This window comes from Priestia flexa (assembly GCF_021441905.1).
GTDB lineage: Bacteria > Bacillota > Bacilli > Bacillales > Bacillaceae_H > Priestia > Priestia flexa.
Genome location: NZ_CP090431.1, coordinates 396,277 through 411,761, shown reverse-complemented (window position 1 = coordinate 411,761; position 15,485 = coordinate 396,277). Strand labels below are relative to the sequence as shown.

16 protein-coding genes are annotated in these 15,485 nt (G+C 38.5%); 7 read left to right on the top strand and 9 right to left on the bottom strand.

Going from position 1 to position 15,485, the window contains the following annotated elements; genetic code table 11:
- Positions 1 to 16: 16 nt before the first annotated feature.
- From LZP85_RS02150 to asnB, 5 genes are all read right to left on the bottom strand, one after another.
- The gene (locus LZP85_RS02150; protein ID WP_025911225.1) at positions 17 to 358 is read right to left on the bottom strand and encodes a P-II family nitrogen regulator; all 342 of its coding nucleotides are present in this window, start codon (positions 356 to 358) and stop codon (positions 17 to 19) included.
- A gap of 243 nt (positions 359 to 601) precedes the next feature.
- Complete coding sequence (locus tag LZP85_RS02145) at positions 602 to 1,438, bottom strand: phytoene/squalene synthase family protein (protein WP_206833312.1); 837 nt, start codon at positions 1,436 to 1,438, stop codon at positions 602 to 604.
- Between the two features lie 71 nt (positions 1,439 to 1,509).
- Positions 1,510 to 2,964 carry a phytoene desaturase family protein gene (locus LZP85_RS02140; RefSeq protein WP_206833313.1) on the bottom strand — a complete coding sequence of 485 codons (1,455 nt, stop codon included), beginning with the start codon at positions 2,962 to 2,964 and terminating at the stop codon, positions 1,510 to 1,512.
- A complete protein-coding gene (locus LZP85_RS02135; RefSeq protein WP_076513415.1) occupies positions 2,961 to 4,490 on the bottom strand; it encodes a phytoene desaturase family protein in 1,530 nt (509 codons plus the stop codon). The genes LZP85_RS02140 and LZP85_RS02135 overlap by 4 nt, the downstream gene beginning before the upstream one ends.
- Positions 4,491 to 4,775: 285 nt before the next feature.
- Entirely contained in the window at positions 4,776 to 6,623 is a 1,848-nt protein-coding gene (gene asnB / locus LZP85_RS02130; RefSeq protein WP_138117368.1) for an asparagine synthase (glutamine-hydrolyzing), read from the bottom strand.
- Between the two features lie 172 nt (positions 6,624 to 6,795).
- Between asnB and LZP85_RS02125 the strand changes: the two genes are divergently transcribed.
- Positions 6,796 to 7,356: a DUF2777 domain-containing protein gene (locus LZP85_RS02125; RefSeq protein WP_076513418.1), complete on the top strand. Its 561-nt coding sequence runs from the start codon at positions 6,796 to 6,798 to the stop codon at positions 7,354 to 7,356.
- 483 nt (positions 7,357 to 7,839) lie between these two features.
- On the opposite strand, the gene LZP85_RS02120 is transcribed toward LZP85_RS02125, so the two are convergent.
- Positions 7,840 to 8,181 (bottom strand): DUF1516 family protein, encoded by a 342-nt coding sequence (locus LZP85_RS02120; protein ID WP_025911221.1) that lies wholly within the window; start codon positions 8,179 to 8,181, stop codon positions 7,840 to 7,842.
- 203 nt (positions 8,182 to 8,384) lie between these two features.
- On the opposite strand from LZP85_RS02120, the gene LZP85_RS02115 reads away from it, so the two are divergent.
- The 6 genes from LZP85_RS02115 (at position 8,385) to LZP85_RS02090 (ending at position 10,562) form a co-directional block, all read left to right on the top strand.
- Positions 8,385 to 8,606, top strand: a complete 222-nt coding sequence (locus LZP85_RS02115; protein ID WP_076513419.1) for a spore germination protein — start codon at positions 8,385 to 8,387, stop codon at positions 8,604 to 8,606.
- A 26-nt stretch (positions 8,607 to 8,632) separates the two neighbouring features.
- The gene (locus tag LZP85_RS02110; protein ID WP_061786000.1) at positions 8,633 to 8,905 is read left to right on the top strand and encodes a spore germination protein GerPB; all 273 of its coding nucleotides are present in this window, start codon (positions 8,633 to 8,635) and stop codon (positions 8,903 to 8,905) included.
- Between the two features lie 85 nt (positions 8,906 to 8,990).
- Positions 8,991 to 9,641: a spore germination protein GerPC gene (gene gerPC, locus LZP85_RS02105; protein ID WP_224840076.1), complete on the top strand. Its 651-nt coding sequence runs from the start codon at positions 8,991 to 8,993 to the stop codon at positions 9,639 to 9,641.
- The gene (locus LZP85_RS02100; protein ID WP_025911217.1) at positions 9,638 to 9,814 is read left to right on the top strand and encodes a spore gernimation protein GerPD; all 177 of its coding nucleotides are present in this window, start codon (positions 9,638 to 9,640) and stop codon (positions 9,812 to 9,814) included. The genes gerPC and LZP85_RS02100 overlap by 4 nt, the downstream gene beginning before the upstream one ends.
- Before the next feature lie 13 nt (positions 9,815 to 9,827).
- The gene (locus LZP85_RS02095) at positions 9,828 to 10,283 is read left to right on the top strand and encodes a spore germination protein GerPE (protein WP_226639610.1); all 456 of its coding nucleotides are present in this window, start codon (positions 9,828 to 9,830) and stop codon (positions 10,281 to 10,283) included.
- A 60-nt stretch (positions 10,284 to 10,343) separates the two neighbouring features.
- Complete coding sequence (locus LZP85_RS02090) at positions 10,344 to 10,562, top strand: spore germination protein (RefSeq protein ID WP_094912879.1); 219 nt, start codon at positions 10,344 to 10,346, stop codon at positions 10,560 to 10,562.
- Positions 10,563 to 10,590: 28 nt separating this feature from the next.
- On the opposite strand, the gene LZP85_RS02085 is transcribed toward LZP85_RS02090, so the two are convergent.
- Genes LZP85_RS02085 through LZP85_RS02075 form a run of 3 tightly spaced genes read right to left on the bottom strand, consistent with a single transcriptional unit; the run spans position 10,591 to position 15,481 of the window.
- The gene (locus LZP85_RS02085) at positions 10,591 to 10,896 is read right to left on the bottom strand and encodes an HNH endonuclease (protein WP_119543525.1); all 306 of its coding nucleotides are present in this window, start codon (positions 10,894 to 10,896) and stop codon (positions 10,591 to 10,593) included.
- A 19-nt stretch (positions 10,897 to 10,915) separates the two neighbouring features.
- Positions 10,916 to 14,302 carry an SbcC/MukB-like Walker B domain-containing protein gene (locus LZP85_RS02080; RefSeq protein WP_226639608.1) on the bottom strand — a complete coding sequence of 1,129 codons (3,387 nt, stop codon included), beginning with the start codon at positions 14,300 to 14,302 and terminating at the stop codon, positions 10,916 to 10,918.
- A gap of 3 nt (positions 14,303 to 14,305) precedes the next feature.
- The gene (locus LZP85_RS02075) at positions 14,306 to 15,481 is read right to left on the bottom strand and encodes an exonuclease SbcCD subunit D C-terminal domain-containing protein (RefSeq protein WP_025911212.1); all 1,176 of its coding nucleotides are present in this window, start codon (positions 15,479 to 15,481) and stop codon (positions 14,306 to 14,308) included.
- Between the last annotated feature and the right edge of the window lie 4 nt (positions 15,482 to 15,485).

The following is a 15,485-nucleotide window of genomic DNA, read 5'->3' as shown; positions in this document are numbered from 1 at the left end:
TCCTTTCACACTGTTTTTATAATATCGCTTGTAAACCCGCTTCGCCTGTGCGAATACGAACCGCATCTTCAACTGAATAGACAAAAATCTTACCGTCACCAATTTGGTTTGTTGAGCAAGTAGATTGAACGATTTTGATAATTTCATCAACATGTTCTGCTTCTACGACCATTTCAACCTTCACTTTAGGAACGAGTTTAATTTCGAAGCTCTGACCTCGAAACAACCCTTGCTCTCCCTTTTGTTGACCACAACCCGCAACTTCTGAAACGGTTAAACCGTTAATCCCCACTTCTTCTAACTTCTCACGTAACGATTGAAACTTTTCTGGACGGATAATTGCTTCCACCTTCTTCATTCATCGTTCCCCCTGTTTAAATGTAAGATTTTATTACATTGTATGTTATGTTTAATATCATATGATGATTTTTCAAAAAATTCAAGCTAATTTCAATAAAAAATAAGTTTTTTTTCAAAAACATGTTATGTAATCGTTATCACTAAATAATCAAGAACAAAGTTTGTATTTATTGTAAAAAAATTCAATTTATTTGTGTTTTTAGACACAAAAAAGAGTAAGTAGTTTAACTACTCACTCTTTTTACGAAATAGACGTTAAAATCGTTTGTTTTTGCAGGCTTGTTACGTAATGCTTTTCAGTAAATACACGATACTCTTCTTTTCGAATTTTCTCTAAGATCGCTCGATACAAATGGGCAGCTCCCTTTAAAGGAAGCTGTGAAGAGATTGGATACTTATGAAGAGACTGTAAGCCTTCTTCATAAAATCGCTCTGCTTCAATCGCAAGATCTTCCCATATTGAAATAAATGCAGGGTTAATTTCTTGGTTATAAAGCATCTCTATTGTATAGCCTTTTTCGTTCATAAGATCTTTTGGTAAGTATACTCGTTTACGTTCTAAATCTTCTCCTATATCACGTAAAATATTTGTAATTTGCATCGCGATTCCAAGAGAAATTGCATCTGCTTCCAATTCACGATGTGTTTTTGGGGCTAGTATAGGCAGTAACATTAAGCCTACTGTACTAGCAACATGATAAGAATACAACTTTACTTCTTTAAGCGTTTCATATTCATGCTTAACTAAATCCATTTCTTGACCAATAATCATGTCGTCAAACGCTTTTTCATTCATTTCATATTGATCAAATACGTCTCTTAAAGCAATCCACATCGCTGTATCTAACACTTCTCCATTTTTAAACCTGGAGAACTCCGCTTTAAAATGCTGAAGTTCTACTTTCGGATTGCTTCCTTCATCTACAATATCATCCACTTGGCGACAGAATGCATAAACAGCCCAAACCGCGTTCTTTTGTTTAGATGGCAACATGGAAAAAGCCTTATAAAATGTTTTCGAATTCGCTGCAATAATTGTTTCACATTGTTTATAAGCTTCTGTTAGTAATAGGCTCATAGTCGTTACTCCTCTCGTTTTAAAAGGATGATTCATGTTCAATACAGTTTACCATCTTTCATGATGTTCGCTTATGACAATTTTTCAAACGATTGATGGGATGCTTGAACCAACGAGTCCGCTAGCAGTTTAGCTCCTTGCATCACGATAGGTACTCCTCCACCAGGATGAATGGACGCTCCAACTGCGTATACATTTTTGTACTCGTAAGGCTGAAGCTGTGGACGAAACACACCCGATTGGAAAAGCTCTGGCGCAATTCCAAAAGAACCTCCTTCATACAACCCAAAGTCGCAAGCATCCTTTGGTGTACGAATTTGCTTCCATTCAATTGCTTCTCGTAAGCCAGGGAACCCTTTTTGCTCCAACGTATCAATTATTTGATCCATAAATGCGGATTCTTTATCCCAATCAATGTCATGACCCGAGGGTACTGGAACAAGCGCATAAAGCACACCTTTTCCTTCCGGCGCAAGAGTGTCATCAATAAGAGAAGGATAAAACGTGTAAATGGCAGGGTCAGTTGGAACAGTTTTGCTCTTAAACACTTGATCCATATGCTCATTGAAATCCTGTCCCATAAAATATTGATGTATATTACTATGAGCGTACCGCTTATTTAATCCAAAGTAAAATAATAAGCAGCTTGAAGAAGATACATATTTCTTTTCTTTTACTTTTGAGAGTTTTGCCATACTTGGAAAGTCACCGTTTAAAATCACGGAGTCAAACTCATTAATTTCACCGCGTACTTTTAAACCTCTAGCTTCATTCTCTTCAATAATCAGCTCATCTACAGGCGCATTTAAATGAATTTGGACACCGGCTTTTTTCAAAGCTTTCTCTAATACTGGAATCAAGCTTGCATAGCCCCCCTTCACGTAAAAAATACCATGAGCATGTTCACTATATGGAATTAATGAATAAATTGCTGGTGATGAATAGGGGTTGCCACCAATATATAAGGATTGTAAAGCATAAGCACTCGCTAAGCGCTCATCATTAAAATAACGCGAAACGAATTTATGCATAGACTGATTAGCGTTTAGCTGCTTTAAAAATTTCACATTTTGCCACGTCCAGAAATCCCATTTATTTACGAAAGACTTTTGTAAAAACGCTTTCTCTCCAACTTCAAAACGTTTTTTCATATCAACCATAAAACGCTTATAGTTTTCAGATTCTCCAGGAAACGAGCGTTCAATTTCACAAAATTGCTCTTCCTCTGTAGCTCTTTTGGTATACGTTGTACCGTCAGCAAAATGAATTTTGTACAGAGGGTCACATTGGATTAATTCGTACTGATTTGAAGATATTCCTGCTTCCTCTAGAATTGTTGTTAGCATTTTGGGCAATAAAACAATTGTTGGTCCTTCATCAATGCGATAGCCATTGTGTTCAACAAAAGCTAAACGTCCTCCCAACCGACTTTCTTTCTCAAAAATATCGATTTGAAACCCTTGCTTTGCCAACAATAAAGCTGTTGTTAAACCTCCTATACCTCCTCCAACAATTCCTACTTTCATAATGCTCTCTCCAATTCATTCGTTGTTTTATACGGTTCATTTAATAGCTGTTGATTTTTCTTTAAAATTGCTTTTGCTGTAATCCGCGCTGACTCTAAAATCGTAGGTAATCCGCTACCTGGATGTGTTCCTCCACCAACAAGCCAACAATTTTTCACTTCTTCAAATTGATTATGAGGACGCAAGACCATCATTTGTGACAGCTGATGCCCTAAATTAAATGTTGCTCCTTTATATACAAGCACGTCTTCTTCCCACTGCTTTGGCGATAAGATTTTTTCCACTTCAATATGCGCTTCTAAATTTTTAAAGCCTGTTTTTTCTGCTACGATTTTTAAGATGAGATCACGAAATTCTTTTTGCTTCTCATCCCATTCAATTTCGCTAAAATTATTCGGAACCGGTGCTAAAATATATAAAGCAGATTTCCCTTCAGGTGCTAGCGTTTTGTCTGTTACAACTGGGTTATGAATGTAAATGGAAGGATCTTCTGAAAGCAGTAAGCTTTTCGTAATTTCCTCTACATTTTTTTTGTAATCTTTTGAAAACACAATTGTATGATGAGGCAAATCAAATTGCTTATCAATCCCTAAGTAAATCATAAACGTCGAACAGGAATATTTTTTCTTTGTTAATTTTTCAGGTTTATATTTTTTCAAGACGCCTTCATCAAATAAATTAGTCATGGCATGAGCAAAATCTCCGTTTACCACCACTTGATCAGCCAATACTTTCTCTCCATTTTCAAGAAGTACACCTTTTGCTTGTTTATTTTCAACTAATATTTTCTTTACTCCTTGATTTAAGTGAATAGCCCCTCCATGTTCTTGGACCACCTTTGCCATTGCTTTAGACAACTGATTAACACCACCAACTGGATGAAAAACGCCGTATGCGTGCTCCATAAATGACAAAATTGAAAAAGCACCGGGGCACTCCCAAGGTGACATTCCTAAATACTTCGATTGAAATGTAAAAGCTAAGCGCAGCTCTTCTTCCGTAAAATAAGAGCTCAGTACGTCATATAAGGTTTTACCAAGAGATAGATGCGGCAAAGCTTTTAACGCTTCCGGCTTTAAATAGTGATGATATCGATCCATCTGACCTTGTAACAGAGGCATAAGTGCATTCATCTTCTCTTCCGTTTCTTTCATAAAACGATCGTACCCTTCGCCGTTCCCAGGAAAAACGCGCTCGATTTCCCGCTTCATTTCTTCATGATTATCCGTCATCTTTATGTTATAACGATCAAATATTAGCTCATACATCATATTCAAACGCTTTAAATCCATATAATCGTATGCATTTCGATTTACAGATTCAAACAGCTCTTCAAAAATTTGAGGCATGCTTAGAAACGTTGGACCCATATCAAAGGTAAATCCATTAATATGAATGGAAGCATTTCGTCCGCCAACGTACGGCTGTTTTTCAAATACATCTACTTGATACCCGTGGCCTGCTAGTAGCATAGCTGCCGCTAAACCACCTGGACCTGCTCCAATTACAATAACACGCTTTCGCATGATAACCCCCCTAATAGTTATACATTTATTATACAAACATTATACAAATCTTTGGTGATAAACACAATTAAAAATATGTGGAATTTATTTTCAATCTATTATTTATTGTAAAATGCTTAAAAAATACTGTTCATATGATTGCATAAGTAGTAGTATCTACCCATCTTTTACCCTACCTCTATAAAAATATGTATGTGTTGTCCAAATAAAATAGACGTCTCTAGCACGCCATATAAAAAGCCTTTTGATTCAGTAGAAATTTCTGAATCAAAAGGCTATATAACTTTACTCTTTAATTTGAATGTTATTATGCGCAAACCACACGTGAATTTGTGCTAGGTGAGCAAGCAGCTGAGGTCCTGTCATTAATTGACCAAACCAAGGCACTTTAAAGTCTTCTCCACCGGATTTAATAATCGCGTTTAATTGCTCACGATTAAAGAATTCATGAAGCGCTGAAGATTTGTCTCCTAAAAGCGACTCCAACCAGAGCGTTACCGCTTTTGTATAGGCTGGATTATGGGTTTTAGGATAAGGACTCTTTTTACGATATAAAACATCATGTGGTAAAACCCCTTCTAATGCTTTTCTCAAAATCCCCTTCTCTTTATTACCAACCATTTTCATATCCCAAGGAATGTTCCATGCATATTCTACTAGTCTATGATCAGCAAACGGAACCCGTACTTCCAAACTAGCTCCCATACTCATGCGATCTTTTCGGTCTAATAAAGTTGTCATGAACCAAACCATGTTTAAATAAAATAATTTGCGGCGCTGCGCATCTTCACCTGATTCTCCATCTAGTTCAGGCACTTCTTTAATCGTCTTATCGTAGGTAGCTCTTACGTATTCTTCTAAATTAAGTTTCTTTCTCCAAGAATCTTGTAGCAAGTTCATTCGTCCTTCTAAAGAACGCATCCAAGGAAACGTATCGGATTGCAGGTCGTGTTGGCGATGAAACCACGGATATCCCCCAAAGATTTCATCTGCACATTCTCCAGATAATCCAACAACAAAATCCCTCTTAATTTCTCTACAAAACCATAATAATGAGGAATCTACGTCAGCCATTCCAGGCAAATCACGTACAATTACAGCTTCTGTTAAATGATGCACAAGGTCTTCCGTTGATATAACGCAACGATGATGATTGGTTTGGAAGGTATCAGACATGAGCTGAATATACGTATAGTCTGAGTTCGGCTGAAATTCATTTGCTTTAAAGAATTTGTCATTGTCTTCATAATCAATCGAATACGTATGAAGCTGACCTTTCCCATTCTCTTTAAATGAATTAGCTGCAATTGCTGTAATGGCGCTGGAATCTACTCCACCTGATAAAAATGTACACACTGGAACATCCGATACTAATTGACGCACAATCGCATCTTCAACTAAAAACTTTACTCTTTCCGTTGTTTCTGCTAATGAATCCGTATGCTTTGCACTTTTCACATTCCAATATCTCCACACTTTAAGTCCACTTTTACTTAGCGTCATTGCATGAGCAGGCCTTAATTCATCAATTCCTTTAAAAACACCGTGCCCTGGAGAGCGTGAAGGGCCTAATCCTAACACTTCAGCTAATCCATCTAAGCCAATTTCAGCTGGTACTTCTGGGTGAGCTAAAATCGCTTTTAATTCTGATGCAAATTGTATTCCACCATCATACGATCGATAAAATAAAGGCTTGACGCCTAGACGGTCACGTGCGATAAATAACTTTTCTTCAGACGCATCCCAAATAGCAAAAGCAAAAATTCCGTTGAAATAGTCCACACACTCCTCTTTCCATTCAACATAAGCTGTTAGTAGTACTTCCGTGTCAGAGTGCCCTTGGAATTCATACCCTCGCTTCAATAACTCTTTGCGAATATCTTCTGTATTATAAAGCTCACCATTATAGCAAATCGTATATTCTTTTTGCTCTTTCTGTCTAGTCATCGGCTGCTTGCCACCTTGTGGATCTACCACAACCAATCGCTTATGCCCAAACGCCGCATGCTGTTGAACCCACACGTTTGTATCATCAGGACCTCGCTTTTCTAATGTTTCCGCCATTTTTTTAACGGTGCCTTGTTCACCTAACAAGGACCGTTTAAAATCAACCCATCCGGTGATACCACACATTAGTTATCATCCTTTCCTTACGCGCTTTGTAATGAATGAAATAATGCCATTGTATGCATGGAATTCACACAGTTGATTTGTCCATCTATTTTATTTCAATTATTTTGGTTATAAACGCCTTTGTTTTAGGAAATACAAACAAATAACAATTTTGTATATGGAGGTTTGTAAAATGAAGAGTGATTCAAAATATTCTATTCTACAAAATCAGCCCCGTTCTTTTATGACGGGAACTGTTGAATACATTGATTCAGAATGGATTTTCTTTGATGAAGAAACAGATGAAGCATCTATGCTAAACGATATCTTAAACGAATCCGTTGAGCTATACGTCAATATGAGTTGGGAAAAGGGACTATTCGTCTCAGACCACCAATTTAAGATTCACAACATGATTTATCGAATTAAAAATGGTGATAAGCTTCGCGTAACAAGAAAGCTTCCATACGCATATGAGCAATTACTGAAACACCTAAAAAAAGAAGCGTTTCACACCCTTACAACCCACTTAAATTCATTAAATATCTCACTTTATGACTGTATCTATTGTCACAATACGCTTTGTTTCCTGCCAGAAGATAAAGATACAAAAGGAGCAAACTTTCTAATCTTTGATAATGAAGAAATCATTTGTTCCGTTCAACACTTATTTGAACGTGGCGAAAACGGTTTAGACCGCTTCGAATACACGTTAAGCGACGGAAATCGCTCAATGAATTTAATTCTTCACTAAGCTGCAGAAGTACAATTATACATCAATAAGCAAAACAAAGAATACAACACACCCATGACATTAGCAGGCCCATACAATTGTACGGAAAGAATCCTTTGTTCTGTACGATTTTTTTGTTAAACGCAATCTAAAATAAGGATGTATAAAAAGCAGTATAAATGATAAATAGATAACGTGAAGAGGATGGGACATAACAAAACAAATTTTCCAAAAGACGAACACTCCCTTTTCTCACCTCTTTACGTTGTCAGAACACGTTCGTTCCATTACGCTACGGCCACTCGCTTTCCGCGGGGAGGAACCTGAGCTTCCTCGCTGCGCTGCGGGATCTCAATTTCCCCTCTATTTCCCGCAGGAACGTAGTGACGAGGAAGTTCAAAGCGAGCCCCGTGGAAAACGAACAATCCGGAGTGGAAATCACCCCAGTTGCATGCGTCCTTCCCTCTTTCAAATAACAAAAAAAGCTGCCTATATCAGCAGCTTTTAACCTAAAACAACATATCCATAATAGAATACTAGCACAAGCGCTACGATTAGAAGTGCCCATGCACCTCCCGTTGCTTTGGCTTTTTTCGTTCTAACAAGTACCATTTCCATACCAACTAGCACTAGAACCCCAGCCAATCCTTTAATAAGAGCTTGTCCTTTAAACTGATACCAGTCTGCTAGCAAATGAGCACCTGATAACAACACAAGCACATACAACAGACGAGTAATCATATGTACAATCTTTGCGCCTCTTCCTTTACCAGACTTCGTTAAAACAACCGCTACCACAAAACCAATCAACAATAATGTCCATAATGTTACATGTAAATGAATCATCGTATCCACTCCTTTCATTCCATATCATACCACGAATACAAGCCTTCTCACCACTGCACATAAGCACCAAACAACAATGCGCTTATCACTTTCACATATCTGCCATATATCGCTTTAAATATGAATACATATGAACAGAAAGAACTTTTTAACATTCTTTTCATACCATGATAAGAGACTATAATGAAAAAGGATGTTTGCTTATGCCAGCCATCGTCGGTGTTGTCAACGTAAACAGTGTCGGTTCTTCTGGAGTTCTGCATATTGGCGATGTATATAGTATTGCTCCCATTTCAACAGCTAAAACATTTGCTGGAGCGGGATCGTTTAATACTGGAGACCGCCTGCATGTCATTAACCAACAAAGCGCAACGAACGTTCAAGATAGTGATTTGAATGACCAAAACATTACCGCTAATGCTTAAGTTTTAACAGAAAGGAGCTATCTCCATTGAACTTCTATGTAAATCAAAGCATTTGTATCCAAAGTTTAAAAGTAAGTGCTGTCAGTAACTCATCTGTATTACAAATCGGCAGCGCAGGCATCATTAAACCTAACTCTAACTTATTTAATACAGGTGGCTTTACTGGACCAGCCCCTGATGAACAAAAAAAAGGGATTCTCGGCTCAGTTTCTCCATCTACTTTCACACCGACACAATCTTCAGCCGTTCCAGCACCTTATTCTCAGTCGCTCACCCCACCTGTTCGGCCGAACAACTGACATGTTCATAACTTCTTCACCATATGTATAAAATATATCATCTTTAAATGACAATTTGCATACAGGGTGAAAGAAGGTGCCAAATATGAAAAGCATGGACTATACACAGCAAATGCATCGTTATATTGAACAGCTATCAGTGCGAGTTGCTACCCTTGAATCAACCGTTCAAAAACTAGAGCAACAGTTAAAAGAGTTAGAAGAACAAACGCCTATTAATATTGAAAAAATTGAATATAAATTTGAACAACTAAAAATCGACTCCCTTGATGGCACATTAAACATTGGCTTAAACCCGCTTACACCAGACAATCTAGAAGACATTATCATAAATAATCAAACTCCTGAAATTACGCTTCCACAGCAAGGACCACAAAACCCGAGTCTAAAGCCACTTGATCGTAATACGCTGAAACATTGGGTTGAAGATATATACGCATCTATGACGTCTGAACTTGACCAACACGGCTATTCAATGGTTCAGCATGTTCTTGACCAGCGCTCTATGACCATTGAAGGAGCGTACTACGACTTTATAATTGAAGACGTAAAAAAGCAGTTAGAACAACGTATTACCTATTATCTAAATCAAGTTCAACCTGAAGAATTAGAACAAAACTTTGAAGCAATTAAGCCCCAAATTATAGAGAAAATTTATGAAGATATCAAAAAAGGCATCGATGCTTTCTTAACTTATTTACCCGATTCCTTAAAGAAAGGCGGTCACAACCAATGAACTATACCGTCATCAATCGAGAATTAATGGTTGGAAACATTGATATCACCGGCGTATCTTCATCCTCTGTATTTTTAATTGGAGACGCTCACTATATCAATTTATCAGCAACATTTGATACACCAGCGGAATCTCTTATTATTGGTCCTTACGTTCCACTATCTCTTTCATAAAGGAGACTTTTTTATGCTATCTAGAATTTCTCAAGTCAATCATTTGACATTAAATTCTCTTTTATCATCCTCATTATGCCAGATTGGAGATTCTACTCATATAGTATTAAAGACGCGTGTCCTAGCAATAAAGCGGGAATATCCTTTATTTTATGGACGTGAAGGAGATTTCAATTCTTACGATGTTTTTAATGAGCCTATACCACAGCCAATAAATGAGTTTATCAATATGCAAGTAAATAATACTGCCCCACTTATTAAAGTGGACCGCGTTACTATTCGAGGATGCTCATTCTCTTCAGTTATTCATGTGGGCTCCACATGTACCATTGATGCAGAAGCACGAATTAAACATATCCGCCAACTTGAAGGAGATACACCACAAACTCCTGATATCGGCCTAGAAAAACAGCTAAGTACAACAGTCAGTGAACTTCAAGAGACCCTTCAAGACGATGCAACAAGATGAACAAATCTTACCGCTTCATCATACACTAGATTATTATCACGATAATAAAGGGTGGATATTATGCCAGCTTTAATCGGTCCTGTTAGTATTACAAGCGTGGGTGGCGGTGTTGTAACGTTTGGAGATACCTTTTATGTGTCCCCAAAAAGCTCATCAAAAACGAATACGGGCTCAGGAGCAGTTAACACCGGTAACTTCGTCAATACCAATACCGGAATCTCTGGAACAAATACGCTTGATCCCGATCTTGCAGATCAAAACAACGTTGCCAATGCATAAAAAAACAGCTGAAATGTCAGCTGTTTTTTTATCTTTTTTTTCGTTCATTCGACTTTTTAATTTTAGGCACTCGTGAAGATGGCTGCTTTTGAATCCACTTTATAAATGAATGAATCTGTAGATCATCTCTTAGTAGAGCAATTGTATTTAAGCGAACCGCTAATTCTGCATTCGTATAAAGCGCATGTATTTGCTTATGACACGGAATACAAAGGTTAGCAGTAGGCTCAAATGTCCCTCCCATTTCTTTGGGAGTGAGATGATGAACGGTAATTTCAACATCTTCTCGTTCACATAATTCGCACCAGCCAACGTGACGATCTTTTTTCCCCACTGCTTTTCAACCTTTCCCTTTATAACGTTTCAACAGCTACTCGTGTTCCCATACCAGTAGCATCAGCAGGCTGTACAATTAAACGCTTAGGTAAGCGTGCTCGAAGCTCTTGCACGTGACTAATAACTCCGATTGATAGGTTATCGGACTGTAGCTTTTCTAAAGCCGTCACAACCGTATCGAGAAGCTCTCCATCCAGTGTTCCAAATCCTTCATCTAAAAAGAAAAATTGTAAAGGGTACTCTCCCCGAAGCTGGATTTGTGCAGATAATGATAGGGCTAATGCAAGAGACGTTAAGAATGTTTCTCCTCCTGAAAGAGTTGAAACCGGGCGCTTAACTCCACCGTTAGCATCGTCTCTCATAATAAATCCACCTTGAGAATCCACTTCAATTGCATAGCGGTGACGTGTTAAAATAGCTAATCGCTCTGAAGCATCTCGACTAATCGCCATCAGCTGTTCTTCAGCCATATACTCAACAAACGTATTACCTTTAAACACAGACTGTAGCTTTTGATACTGTTCAAACAAAGCTTCTTTCTCTACCCTTTGCTTTTCAAGCTCGTTAAAGCGTTCATGTCTCTTTAACATATCTTTTAAGGTCTCTTCTGCTCCACCCTTTAGCTGATTTGCTTCGCTAACCGCTTCTTTTATGTTTACCAGCAGAGATTTAGTTTCTTCCCACTTATCTTTAGTTATAGCTTTACCATTAAGTTTTTTCTCAACTTTAGCTATGTCAGCTTTGGCTTGTTTTAGCTTATCCTCAAACTCTTGAATTTCTTCAGTTAATTTCTGTATATCATCACTTGTTTGAACTGCTTTTTTTACTTCCTCTTTTTCTGTAAAGCCTGACGGTTGAAGCTGCTCTTCCCATTCTTTTTTAACTTCTTCATATCGTTCTGTCAAATCTTCTAATACTTTACGCTCTGCATGCTCATTTGCCTGTAGCTTTTGATAGGTCACTTGCATACCATTTAGCGTTTCATAACAGGCATTCTCCGTTTGATCTAGCTCACGAATGCGCTGTTCAACCTCTTTTAGCTCTGACGCTACATCTCCTGCTTTTGAAAGTTCCGTAAGCATGCTTTTTTGTTCTTGGAGGGCTTGATGAAGGTTTTTCTGTTCTGCTTCTAACTGAACACTCTTACGCGTCGCTTGATCATACCCTTCTCTCGTATGCGCAATTTTAAGTTGGTGTTCATCAAAAAACTGATAGCTTTTATTGATGCGTTCAACAAGTGTTCGCTCCTCTGCAATTCGCAATTTCATTTTTTCTTGAACTTCATGAATGTTATTCATCTCTAGATGTGGATATAGCTGATGCCATTCTTTAATAAGCGTATCCTGATGGTCGTTGTGCTTACTTAACTCTTCAGTAAAGTTTTCCACCTCTTTTATGAGTTGCTGCTTGCTAAACAGTAAATCTTGCTGCTGCTTTTCACTTTGTTTATAGCGCTGTAACAAGTCTGATTGCTTCTCGCGAACTTCAATGTAATCTTGCTGTAAGGCTTTCAGCTCAATTTTTAACCTAGTGCTGTATTCACCGCCATTCTCTTCTAACGGCTGGATAGTCGGCAAGTCATACTTCGTATCAGCGACCTCGGGGTAAGCATCGAGTAACATTGAATGAAGCTGCTCTAAGCGAAGTTTTAACGCTCCGTACTCTTGCTTTTGCTCATCCAGTATATGCTTCTCTGATTCATAACTGGTAATCTGTTCATCCAATTGTAAGTTGGTGTGTACCTCATTAGATACTGCAGGTGAAGGGTGGTCATTTGAACCGCACACTGGACATGGTTTTCCTTCACTGAGACCATCGGCTAGCTGGTGAGCTAAGTGGTTAACCTTTTCCTTCATTTGTTGCTCACGCAGTGACTGTAATTGACGATTTACCGAGCTAAAAAGCTGTTCAAATTCACGTTCACGCTCACAAACGATATGATACGTGCGCTGAGTGGATACAAATAGCTTTTGTGCTTGAGAAGCTTGACTTTGTTTTAACTCTTTTTGTTTTTCAATGTTTGCTTCAGTTGCTTTCAGCTCTAACTGCTTTTTCTGTACTTTTTCTTCTTGTTCTTTTATAACTCTCTTTAATTCCACTGCTTTTTCTGCTTTTATTGCAGCTTCATAAACTTGTTCACGCTCTGTGTCAGAAACTTTTACCGTTTCTAATTCTTTTTTCAAGCTACTTTGAAGCAATTTCCCTTTTTCTAACTGTGCTTCAAGCTTTTGTAGCGCTTCCAAACTCTCTTTTACATCAGCTGAGGCCTGGTTATATGCTGCTTGCTTTTCAACGTAGCTCTTTTCTAGCTCCTGTATCAGTTCTTGAATTTTTTTCGCTTGCTCTAACTGTTCTTTCCGAATAAAGAGCTTTGGCTGTTCTTGCTGTTTCGTTAACCGTGCTTGGTCATACGCCACCTGGCTTTTTTCATACTTATCATACTGGGTACGCAGCTTCTCTTGAATAGCTGATACGTTTTGACGAGTCTTTTGCTTTTTCACCGTAAGCTGCTCGTACGCGTTTAGATATGGCAACAATTTTTTTGCTTCTTCAGCTATAGCTACTTGTTTTCGCTTCTCATTTATAAGCAGCTCTTGCTCATTTAATTCTTTTAACGTTTCTTCTAATTCATGTTTGATTTGCATATCATTCCAAATCGCAGTTTGTTCATCGTACAACTTTTCAATGTCTTTCAGTTCGCACTCACGCTTTTCCAGCAAAATGATACGCTCTTGAAGGACCTGCTCTGCTTGCTTAACACTTTCCTCTGATGCTTCCCCTAATCCCGTCTGCTCTGCAGAAATCGTATCAATTTCACCTTTTAATAGCTGAACATTTGAACGAATTTTTTTGTTAAGTTGATCACCGTACTGCTCTAAATTAAATAAACGCTGCAGCATTTGACGGCGCTCCGTGCCTTTCAATGATAAAAACTCAGCAAATTTCCCTTGTGGCAATACAACAGCGCGCGTAAAGTCGTCGATTGTTAAACCTAATAGCGACTGAACCTGCTGGTTTACGTCATTTGTTTTATCAGCCAGTACGATTGTTTCATCTCCTACTTCAATAAAACGGCTGGTTGCTGACCTTACTCGCATTTCATCTGAACGCTTGAAGCTACGCTCGACGGTATAGCGCTTTTTATGATTTGCATTTTCTAATTCAAACGTAAAAGCAACTTTTACTTCGTTTTCGGCGTGATTTAAAATGCCATGCGTGTTGTTAGCTGCCCTTTCTACTTTGCCGTAAAGCGCAAGAGTCATCGCATCTAAAATAGAAGATTTACCGCTGCCTGTTGGACCAAAAATACCGAACACACCGCCAGAACATAAGCTTGTAAAATCGATAACTTGTTTTTCTCTAAAGCTGTGCAAGCCTGCTATTGTTAACGTAATTGGCTTCATCTTCTACTCCTCCTCTTCTGCTTCTCGTGTATGAATCAATGATAAAAAGAGTTGAACCAACTCGTCGCTTGGTGTCGCTCCCCCCGTTTGCTTCCGATAGAATTTAGCAAACGACTCTTCGATTGGAACATTTCGCTGTTCTTGTTGAACTTGAACAGTTTCTTCCTCTTTAAAAACCGGTCGGATATGAATGAACCCTTTGTGCAGCTTACGTAATCGGTGAATTTCTTCAAGAGACAATGCATCTTCTAAGTGAATCTCTAAATCAATCCAAGCAGTGCTATCTTTTCCTTCATCCAGCCACTGGTACACTTCTGCGATACCGTTTTTCGCTTTCCATCTTGTAAGTGGTCTTCCGCTTGATAAAGGAATTTCCGTTACCTTCACTTCTTCTCCCGGCTTAGCATCGAGTATCGTTACGGATTTGGTATAGCCTGATTCAGAAAAGCTATAGGCAAGGGGTGAACCCGAATAACGAGCTTTTGTAGAAGCTCGCTTGATGTCCTGAGGTCGGTGAAGATGCCCAAGCGCTACGTACTGAGCTGCCGCTGGAAGGCTTGACGCTGCCACCGTATACGCTCCACCTACTTCAATTGGCCGTTCAGAATCTGTTGAGCTTCCTCCCGCAACATAGATATGACTCATGGCAATGTTTACACTGTCGTTTGTAAAATGTGAGCTCATCTTTAAAAAGATTTCGCCTACTCGCTCATCATATGAGTTTCGAAGCAACAATTCATCGTCTTCCTCAGCCAACATTTCCTTTAATCTTGATTCTGATGGATAAGGAAGTGCACCTACTTTTAACGTTTCTTCAACAGTTGGAAGGTAAATCTCTTGTACATCAGTTGTCGGTAAACCTATGAGCGTAATATTTTGTTCAAATGCAAGCGGAGAGGCTGCAGATAAGCGATCGGGATTATCATGGTTACCCGCAATTACAATAATTGGACGCTTGCCTTTTTCACTCAGCTTCGACATACTATCATAAAATAATTGCTCTGCTGCTGCGGGCGGATTAACGGTATCAAATACATCACCGGCCATTAAAATTGCGTCGATTTTTTCTTCCTTTACAATTTGAGCTAACTCATCTAAGAACTGAGCTTGTTCTTCAATTCTGCTCCTACCTTCTAAGGTTCTCCCTAAGTGCCAGTCGGCCGTATGTAATAACCTCATGTGC

Coding starts and splice junctions, on each gene's coding strand:
- LZP85_RS02150 (WP_025911225.1), bottom strand. CDS start 358: ATGAAGAAGGTGGAAGCAATTATCCGTCCAGAAAAGTTTCAATCGTTA.
- LZP85_RS02145 (WP_206833312.1), bottom strand. CDS start 1,438: ATGAGCCTATTACTAACAGAAGCTTATAAACAATGTGAAACAATTATT.
- LZP85_RS02140 (WP_206833313.1), bottom strand. CDS start 2,964: ATGAAAGTAGGAATTGTTGGAGGAGGTATAGGAGGTTTAACAACAGCT.
- LZP85_RS02135 (WP_076513415.1), bottom strand. CDS start 4,490: ATGCGAAAGCGTGTTATTGTAATTGGAGCAGGTCCAGGTGGTTTAGCG.
- asnB (WP_138117368.1), bottom strand. CDS start 6,623: ATGTGTGGTATCACCGGATGGGTTGATTTTAAACGGTCCTTGTTAGGT.
- LZP85_RS02125 (WP_076513418.1), top strand. CDS start 6,796: ATGAAGAGTGATTCAAAATATTCTATTCTACAAAATCAGCCCCGTTCT.
- LZP85_RS02120 (WP_025911221.1), bottom strand. CDS start 8,181: ATGATTCATTTACATGTAACATTATGGACATTATTGTTGATTGGTTTT.
- LZP85_RS02115 (WP_076513419.1), top strand. CDS start 8,385: ATGCCAGCCATCGTCGGTGTTGTCAACGTAAACAGTGTCGGTTCTTCT.
- gerPC (WP_224840076.1), top strand. CDS start 8,991: ATGAAAAGCATGGACTATACACAGCAAATGCATCGTTATATTGAACAG.
- LZP85_RS02100 (WP_025911217.1), top strand. CDS start 9,638: ATGAACTATACCGTCATCAATCGAGAATTAATGGTTGGAAACATTGAT.
- LZP85_RS02095 (WP_226639610.1), top strand. CDS start 9,828: ATGCTATCTAGAATTTCTCAAGTCAATCATTTGACATTAAATTCTCTT.
- LZP85_RS02090 (WP_094912879.1), top strand. CDS start 10,344: ATGCCAGCTTTAATCGGTCCTGTTAGTATTACAAGCGTGGGTGGCGGT.
- LZP85_RS02080 (WP_226639608.1), bottom strand. CDS start 14,302: ATGAAGCCAATTACGTTAACAATAGCAGGCTTGCACAGCTTTAGAGAA.
- LZP85_RS02075 (WP_025911212.1), bottom strand. CDS start 15,481: ATGAGGTTATTACATACGGCCGACTGGCACTTAGGGAGAACCTTAGAA.